This window comes from Sporomusa acidovorans, from assembly GCF_900101845.1.
Taxonomy (GTDB): domain Bacteria; phylum Bacillota; class Negativicutes; order Sporomusales; family Sporomusaceae; genus Sporomusa; species Sporomusa acidovorans.
In genome coordinates, this window is record NZ_FNAM01000007.1 from 50,986 (window position 1) to 66,638 (window position 15,653).

The window sequence follows — 15,653 nt, forward strand, 5'->3', positions numbered from 1 at the left end:
AGTGTAAAAAGGAAAGGGGCAATATAGATGGCAGAAGTAGTAGCAACCAATATTGATAAATTTTTTCAGCCTAGAGGAATAGCAATAGTTGGTGCTTCCGCTACGCCGGGAAAACCCAATAACCAGATTTTGGAGTTTGCCAAACAAATGAGTTTGCACGGGAATGTTTATCCGGTAAACCCTAAACTTGATGAAATTTCCGGTTTAACATGTTACCCAGACCTTTTATCCATTCCCGCACCGATTGATTTAATTGTTCTTTCCGTAAGCCCCCGAAATTGTGTGCGTGTTGCTTATGATATAAAAAAACGGCGGGAAGAAAAAGGCGATGCAGGGGCGGTTACGGTTGTGGCCGCCGGTTTTCGGGAAATGGGGACCGAAGAAGGGGAAAACCTGCAACAGGAAATGATGGCAACGATTACGGAGTGTGGGGCCAGGATTATTGGTCCGAACTGCCAGGGGGTAGTAGATGCCTATAACGGCGTTAACACTACGTTTAGTGTACCGCCTAATACGCCCAAAGGCGGAGTTAGCATAGTAAGTCAAAGTGGGGCATTTGCGACTTCCTTTTTGCGCTGGGCTAGGGATCAGAAACTGGTAGGCATTAATAAGTTTGTATCTTTGGGTAATATGGCTGATGTAGATTTTACAGAACTGCTGACCTACATGGCGGACGATGAAAAAACCAAAGTTATTGCCATGTATATGGATGGCATTAACGACGCTCGCAGTATGATTGATGTGGCCGCGAAAGTAACCAGGAAAAAGCCGGTTGTAGTTATTAAGGCGGGTAAAACAAGCATGGGAACAAATGTGGCACACAGCCACACCGCTTCGATTGCCGGCAATAATGATATTTATAATGGTGCTTTTCGTCAGGCAGGCGTAATCCGAGCACAAAGTGTCGCCGATTTTTATCATACTGCCAGGACGTTTGACAAGCAGCCGCTGCCAAAGGGTAACAGGATCTGCATTCTTACTGTTGTTGGCGGCCCCAGCACAATTTGCGTGGACGAGCTAGTGCTGACAGGCGAGGCTACACTGGCCCATTTTAGCGAGCCGCTGAAAAAAGAATTGGCCAAATACCTGGTGCCTAGTGCCAATATCGGTCATCCGGATGGGTATATTGACATGACTGCTTCCGTAACCGAAAAAATGCATGCGGATGTACTTAAGTTGCTAATGCAGGATGACGACATTGATGGAATTATATTTATGACAACTCCTCCGGGATTTATCAAAGATGAAGGATTGGCAGAGGCGATTTTGGAAGGCTATAATTCAGTGCCGCAGGCGAAAAAGAAACCTTTACTTTCTGTGATGTTAGCGGGTAATGCTGTAGCTAAGTGCCGGACCATTTTAGAAGAAAACGGCTTGCCGACATTTGAGTATCCGGATGATGCCGCTAGGGTTATGGTAAATATGATTAGATACAGCGCCTACCGGCGGCAAAATAGTTAATACATTACTATATTAGGACAAGTATAAGGAGGCTCAATATGCCCTGCCAAGATATAATCAAACAGTGTATTACTGAAGGGAAAACCGTTGTGCCGGAACTGGAAGCACAAGCAATTTGTAAGGCATTTACTATTGCCAGCCCCGCAACTGCGCTGGCAGCCGATAAGGAACACTGCCTGAACAGTGCCCGGGATATGGGTTATCCTGTGGTTATAAAAATCCATTCCAAACAAATTATTCACAAGTCAGATGCGGGGGGAGTAATTACAGGAATACAAAACGCAGCTGAACTTGATAATGCGTACGACAAACTGATGGATAACGTAAAAAAAGCATGCCCCACTGCCGAGATTGAAGGTGTGGTCGTACAAAAGCAAGTTTCTAAAGGTGTGGAAGTTGTAGTCGGCGGCCTGAAAAACGACCAGTTTGGTCCGGTTGTGATGTTCGGGTTAGGCGGCATTTATGTAGAAGTTTTTAAGGATGTGTCTTTCCGTTTGGCGCCTTTAGACAAAAAAGAAGCATTACGGCAAATACAAGAAACCAATGTATTTAAATTGCTGAAGGGAGTTAGAGGGGAAAAAGCGTGCGATCTTGACGCACTCTGTGAAGTCATTGTAAATACCGGCCGATTGCTGTCAGCTTTCCCTGATATTAAAGAATTGGATTTCAATCCGGTATTTTGTTATCCTGACGGCTGTGTCGTTGTCGATGCACGACTTATTTTAAAAGCATAATGAAGTTTAAACATAAATGGAGGGTAGTCATATGGGTGAAATAAGGTTGCATGGTCGAGGTGGACAAGGAACAGTCATGGCTGCGGAAATGATGGCCAACGCGTTTGTTTTTGGCGGCAAGTACGCTTCTGTCTTCCCGTCTTTTGGTATTGAGCGAAGAGGTTCGGCGGTTATGGCTTTTGCCCGGTATGCGGATGCGCCGATCCGGGAACATACGCGGGTTTATAATCCGGATATTTTATTGATGCTGGATCAGTCATTGACCGATAATCCGACATGCTATGAAGGGTTTAAAGCCGGCGGTGTTATTATCGCCAATACGAAGCATGAACAACATATTATTGATTTACAGGTAAATCAAAAGACGCTGGGATTTATTGATGCTGTCAGCATTGCCCTGGAAGAAACCGGGACAGCCATTACGAATACATGCATGCTGGGTGCTTTTGCTAAAACTACAGGGCTTGTAGAGCTTGAGGATTTGAAAAAGGCATTACCCCTCTTTTTCAAGGAGAAAATTTTAGCCGGCAACCTTCGTAGTATGGAAAGAGGTTTTAATGAAGTAAAAATACTTCAATTCTCTCCGTCAGAGGCAAGTGGCGCACAAAAGGATTTGCTCAACGAACAAGATCCGGTAGTAAAACCGCCGACAATTACCACTTCCCTGGAATCAGCATGGGCGGATGTAAGTAAAAATCTGCTTGTAGCGCAGACAGGAGAATGGAGATACAGACGGCCCGCGTTGGATAAAGCGGCGTGTAAAATCTGCGGGTGGTGCAGTATTTATTGCCCTGGTGGCTGTATGAAGCAGGAAAAAGACGGATATTTCCATCCGGATTTGGATTATTGCAAAGGCTGCGGCATATGTGCCAATGAGTGTCCGGCACATGCGCTCAAGATGAAAGTTGAGGAGGTTATTTAATTGATAAAAGTACTTACCGGTAATAAAGCAGCGGCACATGGCGTACGTTTATCACGCCCGGATGTAATTGCCATGTATCCCATTACTCCGCAGACACCGCTTGCTGAGGAATTGGCACACTTTCATGCTGAAGGCCAGTTAGATGCAGAGATGGTAGAAGTCGAAGGGGAACACACTTCTATGAGTGCTATCACCGGCGCGTGTGTGGCTGGCGCCCGGGTATTTACGGCTACATCATCCTGGGGATTAGCGTATATGAATGAAGCACTTATGTATTGTGCAGGGTTGCGTATCCCCGCAGTTATGGTTGACGTTACCAGGGAAACCCCATCAATGCGTGGTGTTGGCGGCGGCCGTCAGGATATTATGAGTATCAGAGACAGTGGCTGGATTCAAATTGAACCGGAAACCTGCCAGGAAATCCTTGATTCGGTTATTATGGCCTACCGTCTGGCAGAAGATCCGGAAATATTGCTGCCGGTAGTGGTTGCCTATGATGGTTTTTATATTTCCCATTTATCCGAGCGTGTGGAAATACCGGATCAGGAAGCTGTTGACAGATTTTTGGCGCCGGTTAAAAACAGTCCGCGTCCCACACTGGTTTCCAATAAAGATTTGCAGTTTAGTCCAAGTATTGCCGGTACGAAATTCGCCGAATTCCGTTATAAGACAAGCAAGGCTTTGGAGCGGGCTAAAGCTAAACTAATAGAAATTGAAAAAGAGTTTGAAAATATTTTCGGCCGCAGCTATGGCGGTATGGTAGATACGTACAGAGCGGAAGATGCAGAAATTATGGTTCTCACCGCCGGCAGCTCTGCCGGAACCGTGCGGGTTGTTATTGACGAAGCCCGTGAAAAAGGGATGAAAGTGGGTTTAGCCAGACTGAGGATGTTTAGGCCGTTCCCCCGCGAAAAATTGCGGGAAGTTTTAGATGGCAAAAAAATGGTCGCCGTAATTGATCGCAGTGTCTGTTTGGGCTGGGACTGCGGCCATTTATTTATGGAGACTAAAGCGGTTTTGCCGGATATGGTCAAACCGCCCAGGATGCTTGATTTTATTGATGGTTTTGCAAGTACCGATATTACTGCGGATCATATCAAAAAAGCCGTTGCCGTTAGTAACGCTGCGTTAAAAGGTAAAGAAACAGCGGAAACCAATTGGCTGATGTGGGAATAAGGAGGATACTATGGATAATGCCAAATATTTGATTATCGGCGCAGGCCCGGCCGCTCTGGCTGCCGCCCGCTCGATTCGTGCAATCAATCAAACTGCTATGATAACACTAGTTACCAGGGAAGAAACATTACCTTATTCACCAGCAGTTTTGCCCTATTTGCTTAGCAAGGAATTAACCGAAAATGATCTATTTGTGAAAGGCAAGGATATATTAAGGAATGCTAATTTAAAATTAGTATGCGGCAAAGAAGTAGTGGAGATTTTACATGACGCTAACAAAGTTAAATACAGTAATGGTGAGTGTGAAACCTATGATAAACTGCTGATTGCCACCGGCGCTGGTCCGCAGATCCCGCCCATCGATAAATTGGAACCGGAAAATATTTATACTTTTAGAACATATGGAGACTTTGAAAGGTTGCATAGGGGCTTGGGCCCAAAGGAGAATATTGCTATTTATGGTGCCGGGCTTGTGGCTGTGGAGGCAGCGGAAAAACTTTGTATGGCAGGTCATGCAGTCACGATTATAGCCCGTAGCTCACTGCTGCGCAAGTATTTCAGCCCGCAAAATGTGGCGTTAATTGAAAAAGCATTCAAGCAGAATGGTGGGAAGGTAATCACCCAAAATACGCTGGTGTCGGCCCAAACAGTGCAAAATAAGCTTGAACTGGTGTTAAGCGGCGGCGAAAAACTAACCGTTGACCGGTTAATTGTAGCTACCGGGGTGGCTGGCAACATGCTTGCCAGTAGCGAAATTTCAGTTGTGGCAGGTGGCATAAAAGCCGACAAACATATGCAAACAAACCTGCCTAATGTTTATGTTGCCGGCGATATTGCCGCCGCACCGTCATTTTTTGACGGCGAAAATGCTACTTGCCCGATACTGCCTGAGGCCGTTAGCCAAGGAAGAGTAGCGGGAGCCAATATGGCCGGGGAAGAGCTAGAGTATAAAGGCTGGATTTCAGAAAATCAGTTACGCTGTTTTGATGAAAGCCTGTTTAGTGTTGGCATTACCAATCCGCAGGCTGAAGCCGGCTATGAAGTTTCGGAAACCGCAGCGGACAAGAGCTTTTTGAAGTTAGTGTTTAAAGAAGATTATTTAGTTGGGGTTGAAGGCGTAAACATGAAATTTATTCACCCCGGTGTGTTTACTTATCTGATCAGAGAACAGGTATCAGTAAAAAAATATAAGCAATTATTGCTTGCAAAACCAAGAGAAGCGGCTTGCTGGCTGATGTTGCAAGATCGTAAAAATAACATGATTTAACTGTCAAAGGAGGAAAGATAATGTTAAATAATACCCTCGTGGTTTGCGGGGCTAACTGTCCGCCAGCGTGTAGCCTTTGTGTTGAAGCCTGCAGCAAGAGAAAACAGGCAGGTCAGGAAGCAGTTATTGAGAAAATTGATCTTCCCGAAGTGAATTTTCATTCCGTGTTAACCTGTAATGAATGCAGTCAGCCGGAATGTCTGGAAGTGTGTCCTACGGGTGCGATAAGCCGTTCAGATTCAGGAACGGTTGTTATCAACGAAGCTATTTGTGTCGGTTGCGGCATCTGTAATTTAGTATGTCCATATGGCGGCATTTATCCTAAAAAACAAGAGCATAAATCGCAAAAATGCGATCTTTGCGGTGATAAGCCGTTGTGCAGCGAAGCGTGCCCGCATAATATTCTTGAATATAAAAAGGCCGAACCCATCCTGGCGAACATGTTGGAAGATCCCTTTGCTCCGGGGCTGCCGTTCTGCGAAGGCTGCGGCATGGAATGGGTTGACCGGTTTATTATGCGTACTATCGGCAATGATGTTGTTTTGTTTGGCGCACCAAGCTGTAACGTGACGAGTTCTAGGATCAAGGCTTCTTATTACGGGACGCTGATGACCAACGTTGCTTCCAGTGCTACAGGCGTGTCCCGCTATTTCCGGCGTATCGGCAAAGACACGATTTGTTTAGCAATCATTGGCGATGGGGCCACAGCTGATTTAGGATTTGGTCAGTTATCGGCTACGGCGGAGAGAAACGAGAGAATTTTGTACATTTGCTATGATAATGAAGCTTATATGAATACCGGTATTCAAAGAAGCAGCACGACGCCATTCGGGAGTTGGACGACTACTACGCAGGTGGGGTCAGTGGGACGCGGCAGACAGGGTATGCCGAAGAATGTGCCGTTGCTCATGGCCTATCACAATATTGAATATGTTGCCACAGCGACCCTTGCCTATCCGGAAGATTTCATGAAGAAACTTTTGAAGGCGAAAGAGGCTGTTAAAAAAGGAATGGCTTATATTCATGTTTTAACGCCTTGTCCTACCGGCTGGAAATACAAGAGCGAGCGCGGTGTGGAAATAACCAGAGCCGCTGTGGAAACCAACTTTTTCCCGCTATGGGAAGCGGAAAATGGTGTGATTACTTTGACGCATGAAGTAAACAATCCATTGCCTATTCAAGAGTTTACTAAGCTCATGAGGCGGTTTGCCCACTTGGTTGACGCTGATTATGTAACATTCCAGGAGCAGGTCAATCATTCGTATGAGATCATCAAGCATATGGCATCGAGCAAATAAAATATCGTTTGATAATTTGTTAATGCAGCAGTAATTGAACTTATGATAATAGGCGAAGTGACTTTTGGCGTTGATCAAGATGTACGGCTTCGCCTGTTATTTTAAGATTTAGTCCTTTTTGGTCGGTGCATATCCGGAGGGGATTGTTATAAAAAATTTATTTGGAATTAATAGATCCAGTATTCGTGTGCGCTTATTAATTCTTATTTTGCTGCTCATGTTTGTGTCTTTGGGAACGATGTCTGGGTTAAGTTATTATTTTTCCAAGCAAATGCTTATTGCCAGCGTTAATGAAACGGCAACGACGTTAAGTACGGATTATACAAAACGGGTCCAGGCTTCTATAAATGAATTGGTCGTGTTTATGTCGGAAATATCCAGCAATCCATACATCCGGCAAGGAACTGACAGACAGCGGATTGTTGGGGCAATGGCTGAGGCTCAAAAAAGAATTGGCAAATTTAACGGTTTTAATTTCATTTTTATGGATGGTAATTCGGTACGGTTTAATGGTGAATCCGTATATCTTGGCGATCGTGATTATTTTCAGCAAGTTGTCAAAAATCAAGCAATTGTCATCTCGAATCCTCTGGTTTTAAAGGCTTCAGGACAGTTATCCATAGTGATTGCGGTGCCTGTTTTGAATAACGGAAACATGACCGGGGTATTGGTAGGCACTGTTTCGCTTGCCAACTTAAGTAATATTGTTCAGGACCTTAAATTCAAGGACAGCGGTTATGGCATGATTGCCGACTATTCCGGCATGGTGATTGCAAATGCCAAGCAGCCGGAGCTTGTTGGCAAATTAAACTTACGGGAAAAAAAGGTTAAACCGGAATGGAACTTTGGCGTTAGCGAACTGGACGACCGTCAGCTTGCGCTTTTTAAGGAAGCCAGTGATAACAAAAAAGTGGTACATGGAATATATAATTTTGACAGCAGCATTCCTTATATCGGTTTTTTTGCCCCGATTGAACTTCCGGGAGGCCAGACTTGGACCATGATCGTTTCGGCCCCTGAAAAAGAAGTAAATCATGAGGTCAGGACACTGGAATTTATATTATGGGGGATAACTGTTGTTTGCCTGTTGTTAGGCGTAGCTGCCGTTATCCTGATTAGTGCAAAAATTGCCGGTCCTATCACCAAAATAAGAGATGAAGCACTGGCTTTGGCCGAGGGTGATTTAAGAAATAGAAAACTGAATATGCACTCGCAAGATGAGATCGGTCAATTATCCAGAACATTTGAGGACATGGCCGATAAGTGGCGCAATTTGATTGGGAAAGTTCAGGTAAAGGCCGAGGTTGTTGCGGCTTCCAGCGAACAACTGACTGCCAATGCCCAGCAGTCAACTGCGGCATCCAGTCATGTGGCGGACTCCATGGCCTCGATAACAAAGGGATCGGATCAACAGGTGGAGGCAGTTGCCGGTATGACTTCGGCCGTGGAAGTTATGTCGGCAAACATTCAGCAAATAGCGGCAACAAGTAAAGAAATTTCTGAAATTGCCGTCAATGCCAATCAATCTTCCCAGGATGGCCGCAAAGCAACTAATATGACGATCGAACAAATGCAAGCCATTCGCGAAGAAACGGAAATTGTCCAGGAGACAATAGGCGAACTGGCACAGGGATCGCTGGAAATCGGCCAGATTGTTACCCTGATTTCGTCAATAGCCGGACAAACCAATTTATTGGCACTTAATGCGGCTATTGAAGCGGCGAGGGCGGGAACGGTCGGCAAGGGATTTGCGGTAGTTGCGGAGGAAGTCCGCAAATTAGCGGAAGATTCCAATCAAGCGGCGCAAAAAATCACCGACCTTATTCAGCAAAACGAAATAGGGATGCAAAAGGCGATTGCTGCAACCAAAGCAAGCAGTGATAGCGTAAAAACAGGGGTTGATGTTGCAAAATCGGCTGGTGATATGTTCAATGTCATCGTGGATGCCATTGAGAATTTATCTCTCCAGGTTCGTGAAATTACCGAGTCTATTGATCAAATGGCGGAAAAAAGCCAGAAACTTGTTTTGTCCGTGCACAGTATTAATAAGGTGAGCGAGGAAACCGCAGCAGCGGCAAAAAGCGTCACTGCGGTAACGAGGGACCAATTAATTTCTATGGAAGAAATTTCGGCGGCTAGTCAGGGATTGGCGCAGGCCGCGGAAGAACTGCAAACGGTTGTGGCACAATTTAAGGTATAGTAACCATATGTATAAAAAAATAAAAGATCTTATTATCAAAGAGGAGCGTTCATATGATTTGTACTTCGTTGCGAGATTGGTTGACACTTCTTGAACAAGAAAAAATTTTAAAAACTGTAACCAAGCAGGTAGATCTAAAACACGAACTTGCCGCCCTTGGGAAAAAAGCTGACGGCAAGTATGCCTTAAAATTTGTTAATACCGGCGGCAGTATGCCTGTGGTTACCGGATTTGGAGGTAGTCGCGCACTATTAGCCAAAGCTATGGGAGTGGAGGTTCACCAGGTTGCGGAACATTTCGCGCAGGCCCAGGAAAATCCTATGAAATGTGTTCTGGTCGACAAAGCAAATGCGCCGGTAAAAGAATTTGTTACTTTTGATGTGGATCTTGCCAAACTTCCCATTCCTATTCATCATGAGAAAGACAGTGGCGCCTATATTACAGCGGCACTGCTCATTGCCAAAGATCCGGAAACTGGTGCCAGAAATGTTTCTATACACCGTTTACAGGTATCCGGTGCTAATCGATTAGGCATCTTAATCCTCCCGCGGCACTTGCATAATTTTTACCAAAAAGCGGAAGCGGAGAATAAGCCGCTGGAAATTGCACTCGCTATCGGCGTTGATCCAATCCTGCTTTTGGCATCGCAAGCGTTGGCGCCACTTGGTTTTGATGAATTTACGATTGCTTCACGACTGTACGGCAAACCACTGGAACTCGTAAAATGCGAGACGGTCGATTTAGAGGTTCCTGCTCAGGCAGAGATTGTTCTTGAGGGACGGCTGCTGCCTAATGTTCGTGAGATGGAAGGGCCTTTCGGGGAATATCCGAAATATTACGGACCAGCGTCCTTGAAGTCGGTGATTGAACTAACTGCCATGACAAGCCGTAAGAATCCAATTTATCATACAATCGTACCGGCAACTATGGAGCACTGTCTGTTAGGGGCTATTCCGCGGGAAGGAGGAATGCTGCAATTGATAAGAAATACGGTTCCCACGACTCTGGGCGTTCATCTGACCGCAGGGGGAACATGCCGGTATCATGCGGTAGTAAAAATCGATAAAAAAAGCGAAGGAGAAGCAAAAAACGCTATTTTCGCGGCCTTGAGCAGCAGTCATGAAATAAAACATGTTGTGGTGGTCGATAAGGATGTAGACATTTTTAATATGGAAGATGTAGAATGGGCCATTGCAACACGTTCACAAGCCGGGCGGGATGTATTTATTGTTGAGCGGGCGGCAGGTAATAAGCTTGATCCATCTACTGACGATGGTGTTTGTGATAAGATGGGGATTGATGCTACCGTCCCCCTTGATGCGCCAGCGGGACGCTTTGAACGAATCCGCATTCCCGGTGAGGACCAACTTGATCTAACAGAATATATTTTGGATTAGATTAAATATTATAGATAGTTACCAGAGGCCGAGTACTTTCCACCACATCGAACCTAAGCCTACCCAGATAATTAGGTTCATAACGGATACCATAAATCCAAGCCGCCACCAGGTACTTTGTTCGACATAGCCGGCGCCAAAGTAAATGGGGGACGGGCCGGCGGCATAGTGGGTAAGCGACATGCAGAGGTTGGACATGAACGCCAGTGCCAGGGCAACCAGGTAAGGGGGAGCGCCGGCGGCCGCAGCTACCGCGATAAAGGCCTGATACATAGCTGTAATATGAGCGGTCAGGCTGGCGAAGGCGTAGTGGGCGTAGAGGTAAACGATAGTCAGGATAAGGAAGGCTTGCAGCCAGGGGATACCGGCAATGCTGCCTGCTATGGTTTTGGCAAACCAGGGGATAAAGCCAAGTTTGGAAAGATAATCAGCCAGACCGACAAGGGCGCCCATCCAGATGAGCGGTAATGGTATTGCCCTGATAGGCTGTCTGCATGAGAAAGCTGCCTACTTTGCGGGCACTTTGGCCTGGTTCGGAACCAAAGGCCGTGCAAAGACTGCGGACGATTGGGAAGAGAATGCCGCCGGCCCGGGCCGTGTTTGACGGCGTGGCCGGGCTGATAATCAGGTCGCTGAGTACCAGTGTGTATCCTAGTTTAAGGGTACTGCTGCCGATGGCCTTGATCAAAAGGAAAGCAATACGGCGTCCCAGGCCTGTCTTGATAAAGCCTTTGGCGAACAAAAAGGCGGCGACAATCAACCAGATCGTGGTGTTGGAAAATCCGCTGATGGCTTCAGCCGGCTTCAAGACACCGGCAAGGGCTGTAAACGTTACGCTTGCTAGGGCCACGGCACCAATTGGCAGCGGCTGAAGAATAAAGCCGAAAATAGTAGCAACAAAAATGGCCATAAGCTGCCAGGCTTCCGGTTTAAGTCCCTGCGGTACCGGGATAAACCAGAGTGCGGCGCCAAGGGCAATCGTAATTAACGCTTTTAGCAGGCTGCTGTTCATACCAGGCATACCTCCAAATTTTTTGAGATTTAGATAATGCCGTATCTACACTTTAGCATTCACATATTAGTAAGCAAAATACCAATAATCTCTAGTCCTATACCAAGTCGCCTCAGTTTCCGCCAAACAAACCCGAAATGTAAATAATCAATGTCTTTTTTATGGCGCTTTCCCCCTTTCATTCGCATATATATGTTATAAGATGCGGAAAGGAGGAATAGTATGACACATATAGAGCCCTGGGAAAAATGCACATTAGGGTATGGTCCGAAAACCATTGTCGTTCAGCAGGTGCTGGGAGAGAGACAGGTTCAGAAATCGATTGACGTGCATGTGGTGGTGCCGCGCCACAAACCCGCCATTGAACAGATTGTCGATGTGTTTGTAAAAAAACTGCGGATTACCGATGTCGATGTCATCCCTAATAAGGTTGTTGTCAGAGGCCAATTTGAAGTTAAGGCCCTGTATGTTGCCTGTAGGCCGCGGCAGCCGGTGCATGCGGTGGAGGTGTGGCCTGTCCGCTTTACCGCTTATGCCGATATCCGGGGTGCGCGGCGGGGCATGGAGGCTGATGCCAGTGTTATCGTAGAGTATGTCGATTATGATTGTGATGAGTATACCCGAGCTCACTGGCATAAAAAGAAAGGCCCTGATTATGACGATTGTGACGACGATTACGATTATGATGACTGTGACGATGATTATGATGACTGTGACGATGATTATGATGACTGTGACGATGATTATGATGACTGTGACGATGATTATGATGACTGTGGTGGCTGTGACTATCTGGAAGAATGCCATCACCAGCATAAGCCCTACAAAAAACAGCCATGCAAGCCTTGCTGTGAGGATGATTATGATCACCATTGTAAGCCGCATAAACGGCCGCGCCGCTGTACCCGCCGGTTTGATGTCGCGGTAGTGCTGGGAATTACCGTCAAGGTAATGACCGACCGGGAAGTTTTTTTAAATCCGCCGCCGCAGGCGCTGCCCTACAAGCCTAAAGGATAGAAAAGGGGCGGCTTGTGTCAGTCCTTCAGGACGCCGGCAGAAGCCTTAGTCGCTCTTACTTATCAGAAAGGTTAACCTTTCTGAAAATGTAAAAAAATCTGCCTGTGTATTGATCGATACAGGCAGATTTTTTTAGAGAAAGTCTATTATACTAAACCGAGCCATCTCCAATAGGTGGCACCCAGCAAGAGAATCAGTACATAAGCAATAATGGTCAATGGAATACCGGTTTTGATAAAGTCCTTGACTTCAAAGGTTTCTGTCCCATAGGCAATCATATTTTGCGGCGCGTTTACCGGCAGGATGAACCCGAAGCTGACGACATACTGCAGGATCATGGTCATGCCTACAATGTTGATGCCGGGGGTTGTTACACTTTGCAGAATAGAGATAACGATCGGAATCATTGCTGCGGCCAAAGCAGTTGCACTGGCAAAACCGAGATGGATAATAATCAGGAAAGCAGCCAGAACGGCCAGAATGGTTAAGGCAGGCATTGCCTGCAGGCCAATCATATTGACAATTACTTTTGCCAGCCAGGCAGCCGCCTTGGTGGAAAGAAGGGCGGATCCCAGACTGATTCCCACTCCGAACAAAATAATTGTCCCCCAATTAATCTTCGGTTGTGCTTCCTTCCAGGTCATAACACCAATTCCGGGCAACAGCATAAGCGCAATTGCCACAATAGTGGTTGTCGAGGTGTCAAATTTGTGAAGAACCTGTTCAGTGGCCCACAAAAACAGAAGAATGCAGGACATAACCAGCAGTTTTTTCTCAGAGGTTTTCATGGGTCCCATTTCGGTAAGCAGGCGTCGCACGGCCTCACTGCCGCCGGCAATTTCATTGGTTTCAGGCGGCATAAGTTTCATGAGGACATAATAAAGAACTACGGACATAATGGCTGAGAAAGGCGCAGCGGCCATAAACCAATCAATCCAGGAAATGTCAATTCCAAGCTGGGATTTGATAAATCCAACGGCAATCATATTCTGGGCAGCCGCGGTTTTAATACCCACATTCCACAGACTGTCGGCCTGAGCGGTTGCAATCATCATTACTGCCGCAAAACGGCTTTTAAGATTAACACCAAACGCGGCAATAATACCCATCACGATAGGCACCATGCAGGAAACCCTGGCCGTTGTACTGGGAACGAAGAAGCTGAGTGTAAAACCGACAAGAATGACGCCAATCAGTACGCGGTTGGTTTTTGCGCCGATCTTTGACAATACAACTAGGGCGATCCGTTTGTCAAGTCCGGTTTGGGTCATGGCAGCCGCCAAGAATAAGGCGCCGGCCACCAGGGCGAATGCGGTATTGCTAAAACCGCCCAAGGCCATAGTCAGTGCTTTGCTTGTTCCTAAAATGGCTGTTGGTTTGGCAGCATCCGGTGCTGTTCCCAGCAGCAATGCCATTAATCCCATAATCACGGCAGCGCTTACCGGATAGGAAATTGAATCAGTCATCCAGACAATAACGGAAAATAGTAAAATTGCGAGCATTCTTTGACCTGCGACCGGCAACCCTTCCGGTGTAGGAATGGCTAGAATGCCTAATAAAACCAGGAATCCGAGCGCCAGGCCATAGCGCTTAAAAAAAGATTCTGCTTGCATTGTTCCATCTCCTTATTTTGTATTTTTTTGTATATGTGCTACCTGCCTCTAATAAGCAGATAGGAGTTTGCTATGTTCTTGGTTAACGTTGCAGTTCAATAGTAGGATGGAACATCATGATAGGTTATTTTACTAAGGGTATTCTCCTAGCAAGTTTATTTTCCTGCAGGTTAACGATGCCTGTCACCGTTATTTTTTTACCGGTATTTTGGCGGAATTGTCTATTTTTGAAAAACTGGCTTGCCAGGAAAATAATACCGGCTATAATAAGAGTAATAGCAGGAATGATAAAGTATTGTCTGTTTGAAAGGCTGGGAAGATCATGAATTATTTACTGTCCCAATTGACGGCAGGGGCCTATGTGATTGCTGTAGAAGACACACATACCTGGGATGTACGGTCATATACAAATTGCTATGTTTTGCGGCGCAGCGGACAGCTTATTCTTATTGATGCCGGCTTGCCGGAATATCAATCTGCCATTGTCGATGCACTGGCTAGAATAAGGATCACTCCCGACCGGGTAACAGATGTACTGCTAACCCATGGGCATCATGATCATGCCGAGGGGGCGGCTTTATTCAACAAGGCCAGAAAGTATGTTCATCCTGCCGATAAACCTATGTTGCCGGCGCAGTTGGCTGCCGAGTTTATGACTTATGTGCCGCTCCCCGGGGAATTTACGTTTGCCGCCGAAGGGGTTGACGGCTTAGAAATCGTGTTGGTCAACACCCACTCGCCGGGTTCGGTCGCTATTTATGATCAGCTGTCAGGGGCGTTATTTGTCGGCGATTTTTTTTGCTATTTTGGCGAAAGCTTACCTCAAGGCGAATTAGTTACGAACAGCAACTTGATCAAACAAGGTTCATGCGATTATGTTGCCGGGCAGGCAGCAGCCGGTGAGCCGGGATTGGACAGATTTATGCTGGGGCTGGGCAGATTGCTGGAATATCGGCCGGAATTTTTCTGCACCGGCCATGGCGTGGTAGTCCGCCAGGATATCCAGGCCTTTCTAAAAAAAATGTGGCAAAGCGGATCACAAAAACGACCAGGATAACTAATATATTATATAAAGGAGTGAAGCTCTGTGGATTTTAAATTTGCGCACAACAACATCAATGTATTAAACCTGGAAAAAAGTATGGTTTTTTATAAAGAGGCTTTGCAACTGACGGAAACCAGGCGCATTGAAAAGCCTAATTTTACAATTGTTTACCTGGGTGATGGGCAGACGCCGCATAAACTGGAATTGACCTGGATTAAGGGGCGTAAGGAAGCCTATAACCTGGGCGAGAATGAGTTTCATCTAGCTTTTACGACTCCCGACTTTGAGAAAGCATACAATCATCATAAAGCCATGGGCTGTATCTGCTACGAAAACAAAGAAATGGGCATCTATTTTATTTCCGATCCGGACGGCTATTGGCTGGAAGTCATTCCTGAGAGATTCTGATAGTACTTTTGCCAAAAGGAAACGCTAACAGGCAGCGATATGTCTGGGCAGGATCAAAAACCGGACTCTTGATGTGTTCAAGGATCCAGTTTTTGTTTTGACC

At 46.1% G+C, this 15,653-nt stretch carries 12 protein-coding genes and 1 pseudogene; 11 read left to right on the forward strand and 2 right to left on the reverse strand.

The features are described from left to right. Positions 1 to 27: 27 nt before the first annotated feature. From BLR65_RS07135 to BLR65_RS07170, 8 genes are all read left to right on the forward strand, one after another. Positions 28 to 1,461, forward strand: a complete 1,434-nt coding sequence (locus BLR65_RS07135; RefSeq protein ID WP_093793504.1) for an acetate--CoA ligase family protein — start codon at positions 28 to 30, stop codon at positions 1,459 to 1,461. A 38-nt stretch (positions 1,462 to 1,499) separates the two neighbouring features. Beyond that, a complete protein-coding gene (locus BLR65_RS07140; RefSeq protein ID WP_093793505.1) occupies positions 1,500 to 2,195 on the forward strand; it encodes an acetate--CoA ligase family protein in 696 nt (231 codons plus the stop codon). 31 nt (positions 2,196 to 2,226) lie between these two features. Further along, complete coding sequence (locus tag BLR65_RS07145) at positions 2,227 to 3,117, forward strand: 2-oxoacid:acceptor oxidoreductase family protein (RefSeq protein WP_169716969.1); 891 nt, start codon at positions 2,227 to 2,229, stop codon at positions 3,115 to 3,117. After that, positions 3,118 to 4,293 (forward strand): hypothetical protein, encoded by a 1,176-nt coding sequence (locus tag BLR65_RS07150; RefSeq protein WP_093793507.1) that lies wholly within the window; start codon positions 3,118 to 3,120, stop codon positions 4,291 to 4,293. Positions 4,294 to 4,303: 10 nt separating this feature from the next. Next, positions 4,304 to 5,560, forward strand: a complete 1,257-nt coding sequence (locus tag BLR65_RS07155) for an NAD(P)/FAD-dependent oxidoreductase (protein ID WP_093793508.1) — start codon at positions 4,304 to 4,306, stop codon at positions 5,558 to 5,560. A gap of 20 nt (positions 5,561 to 5,580) precedes the next feature. Next, the gene (locus BLR65_RS07160) at positions 5,581 to 6,858 is read left to right on the forward strand and encodes a thiamine pyrophosphate-dependent enzyme (RefSeq protein ID WP_093793509.1); all 1,278 of its coding nucleotides are present in this window, start codon (positions 5,581 to 5,583) and stop codon (positions 6,856 to 6,858) included. 187 nt (positions 6,859 to 7,045) lie between these two features. Then, complete coding sequence (locus BLR65_RS07165) at positions 7,046 to 9,058, forward strand: methyl-accepting chemotaxis protein (RefSeq protein WP_143122521.1); 2,013 nt, start codon at positions 7,046 to 7,048, stop codon at positions 9,056 to 9,058. A 53-nt stretch (positions 9,059 to 9,111) separates the two neighbouring features. Next, a complete protein-coding gene (locus BLR65_RS07170) occupies positions 9,112 to 10,455 on the forward strand; it encodes a UbiD family decarboxylase (RefSeq protein ID WP_093793511.1) in 1,344 nt (447 codons plus the stop codon). Positions 10,456 to 10,473: 18 nt separating this feature from the next. Here BLR65_RS07170 and BLR65_RS07175 read toward each other — a convergent pair. Further along, positions 10,474 to 11,467 (reverse strand): annotated as a pseudogene (locus tag BLR65_RS07175) (SLC13 family permease). A 222-nt stretch (positions 11,468 to 11,689) separates the two neighbouring features. On the opposite strand from BLR65_RS07175, the gene BLR65_RS07180 reads away from it, so the two are divergent. Further along, positions 11,690 to 12,484, forward strand: a complete 795-nt coding sequence (locus tag BLR65_RS07180) for a DUF3794 domain-containing protein (RefSeq protein ID WP_093793512.1) — start codon at positions 11,690 to 11,692, stop codon at positions 12,482 to 12,484. Between the two features lie 146 nt (positions 12,485 to 12,630). Here BLR65_RS07180 and BLR65_RS07185 read toward each other — a convergent pair whose 3' ends face one another. Then, positions 12,631 to 14,097 (reverse strand): DASS family sodium-coupled anion symporter, encoded by a 1,467-nt coding sequence (locus tag BLR65_RS07185; RefSeq protein ID WP_093793513.1) that lies wholly within the window; start codon positions 14,095 to 14,097, stop codon positions 12,631 to 12,633. 322 nt (positions 14,098 to 14,419) lie between these two features. On the opposite strand from BLR65_RS07185, the gene BLR65_RS07195 reads away from it, so the two are divergent. Both BLR65_RS07195 and BLR65_RS07200 read left to right on the forward strand, forming a co-directional pair. Next, positions 14,420 to 15,154 carry an MBL fold metallo-hydrolase gene (locus BLR65_RS07195; RefSeq protein WP_093793515.1) on the forward strand — a complete coding sequence of 245 codons (735 nt, stop codon included), beginning with the start codon at positions 14,420 to 14,422 and terminating at the stop codon, positions 15,152 to 15,154. A 30-nt stretch (positions 15,155 to 15,184) separates the two neighbouring features. Then, complete coding sequence (locus tag BLR65_RS07200; RefSeq protein WP_093793516.1) at positions 15,185 to 15,550, forward strand: VOC family protein; 366 nt, start codon at positions 15,185 to 15,187, stop codon at positions 15,548 to 15,550. Positions 15,551 to 15,653: the final 103 nt, after the last annotated feature.

Coding starts and splice junctions, on each gene's coding strand:
- BLR65_RS07135 (WP_093793504.1), top strand. CDS start 28: ATGGCAGAAGTAGTAGCAACCAATATTGATAAATTTTTTCAGCCTAGA.
- BLR65_RS07140 (WP_093793505.1), top strand. CDS start 1,500: ATGCCCTGCCAAGATATAATCAAACAGTGTATTACTGAAGGGAAAACC.
- BLR65_RS07145 (WP_169716969.1), top strand. CDS start 2,227: ATGGGTGAAATAAGGTTGCATGGTCGAGGTGGACAAGGAACAGTCATG.
- BLR65_RS07155 (WP_093793508.1), top strand. CDS start 4,304: ATGGATAATGCCAAATATTTGATTATCGGCGCAGGCCCGGCCGCTCTG.
- BLR65_RS07160 (WP_093793509.1), top strand. CDS start 5,581: ATGTTAAATAATACCCTCGTGGTTTGCGGGGCTAACTGTCCGCCAGCG.
- BLR65_RS07170 (WP_093793511.1), top strand. CDS start 9,112: ATGATTTGTACTTCGTTGCGAGATTGGTTGACACTTCTTGAACAAGAA.
- BLR65_RS07180 (WP_093793512.1), top strand. CDS start 11,690: ATGACACATATAGAGCCCTGGGAAAAATGCACATTAGGGTATGGTCCG.
- BLR65_RS07185 (WP_093793513.1), bottom strand. CDS start 14,097: ATGCAAGCAGAATCTTTTTTTAAGCGCTATGGCCTGGCGCTCGGATTC.
- BLR65_RS07195 (WP_093793515.1), top strand. CDS start 14,420: ATGAATTATTTACTGTCCCAATTGACGGCAGGGGCCTATGTGATTGCT.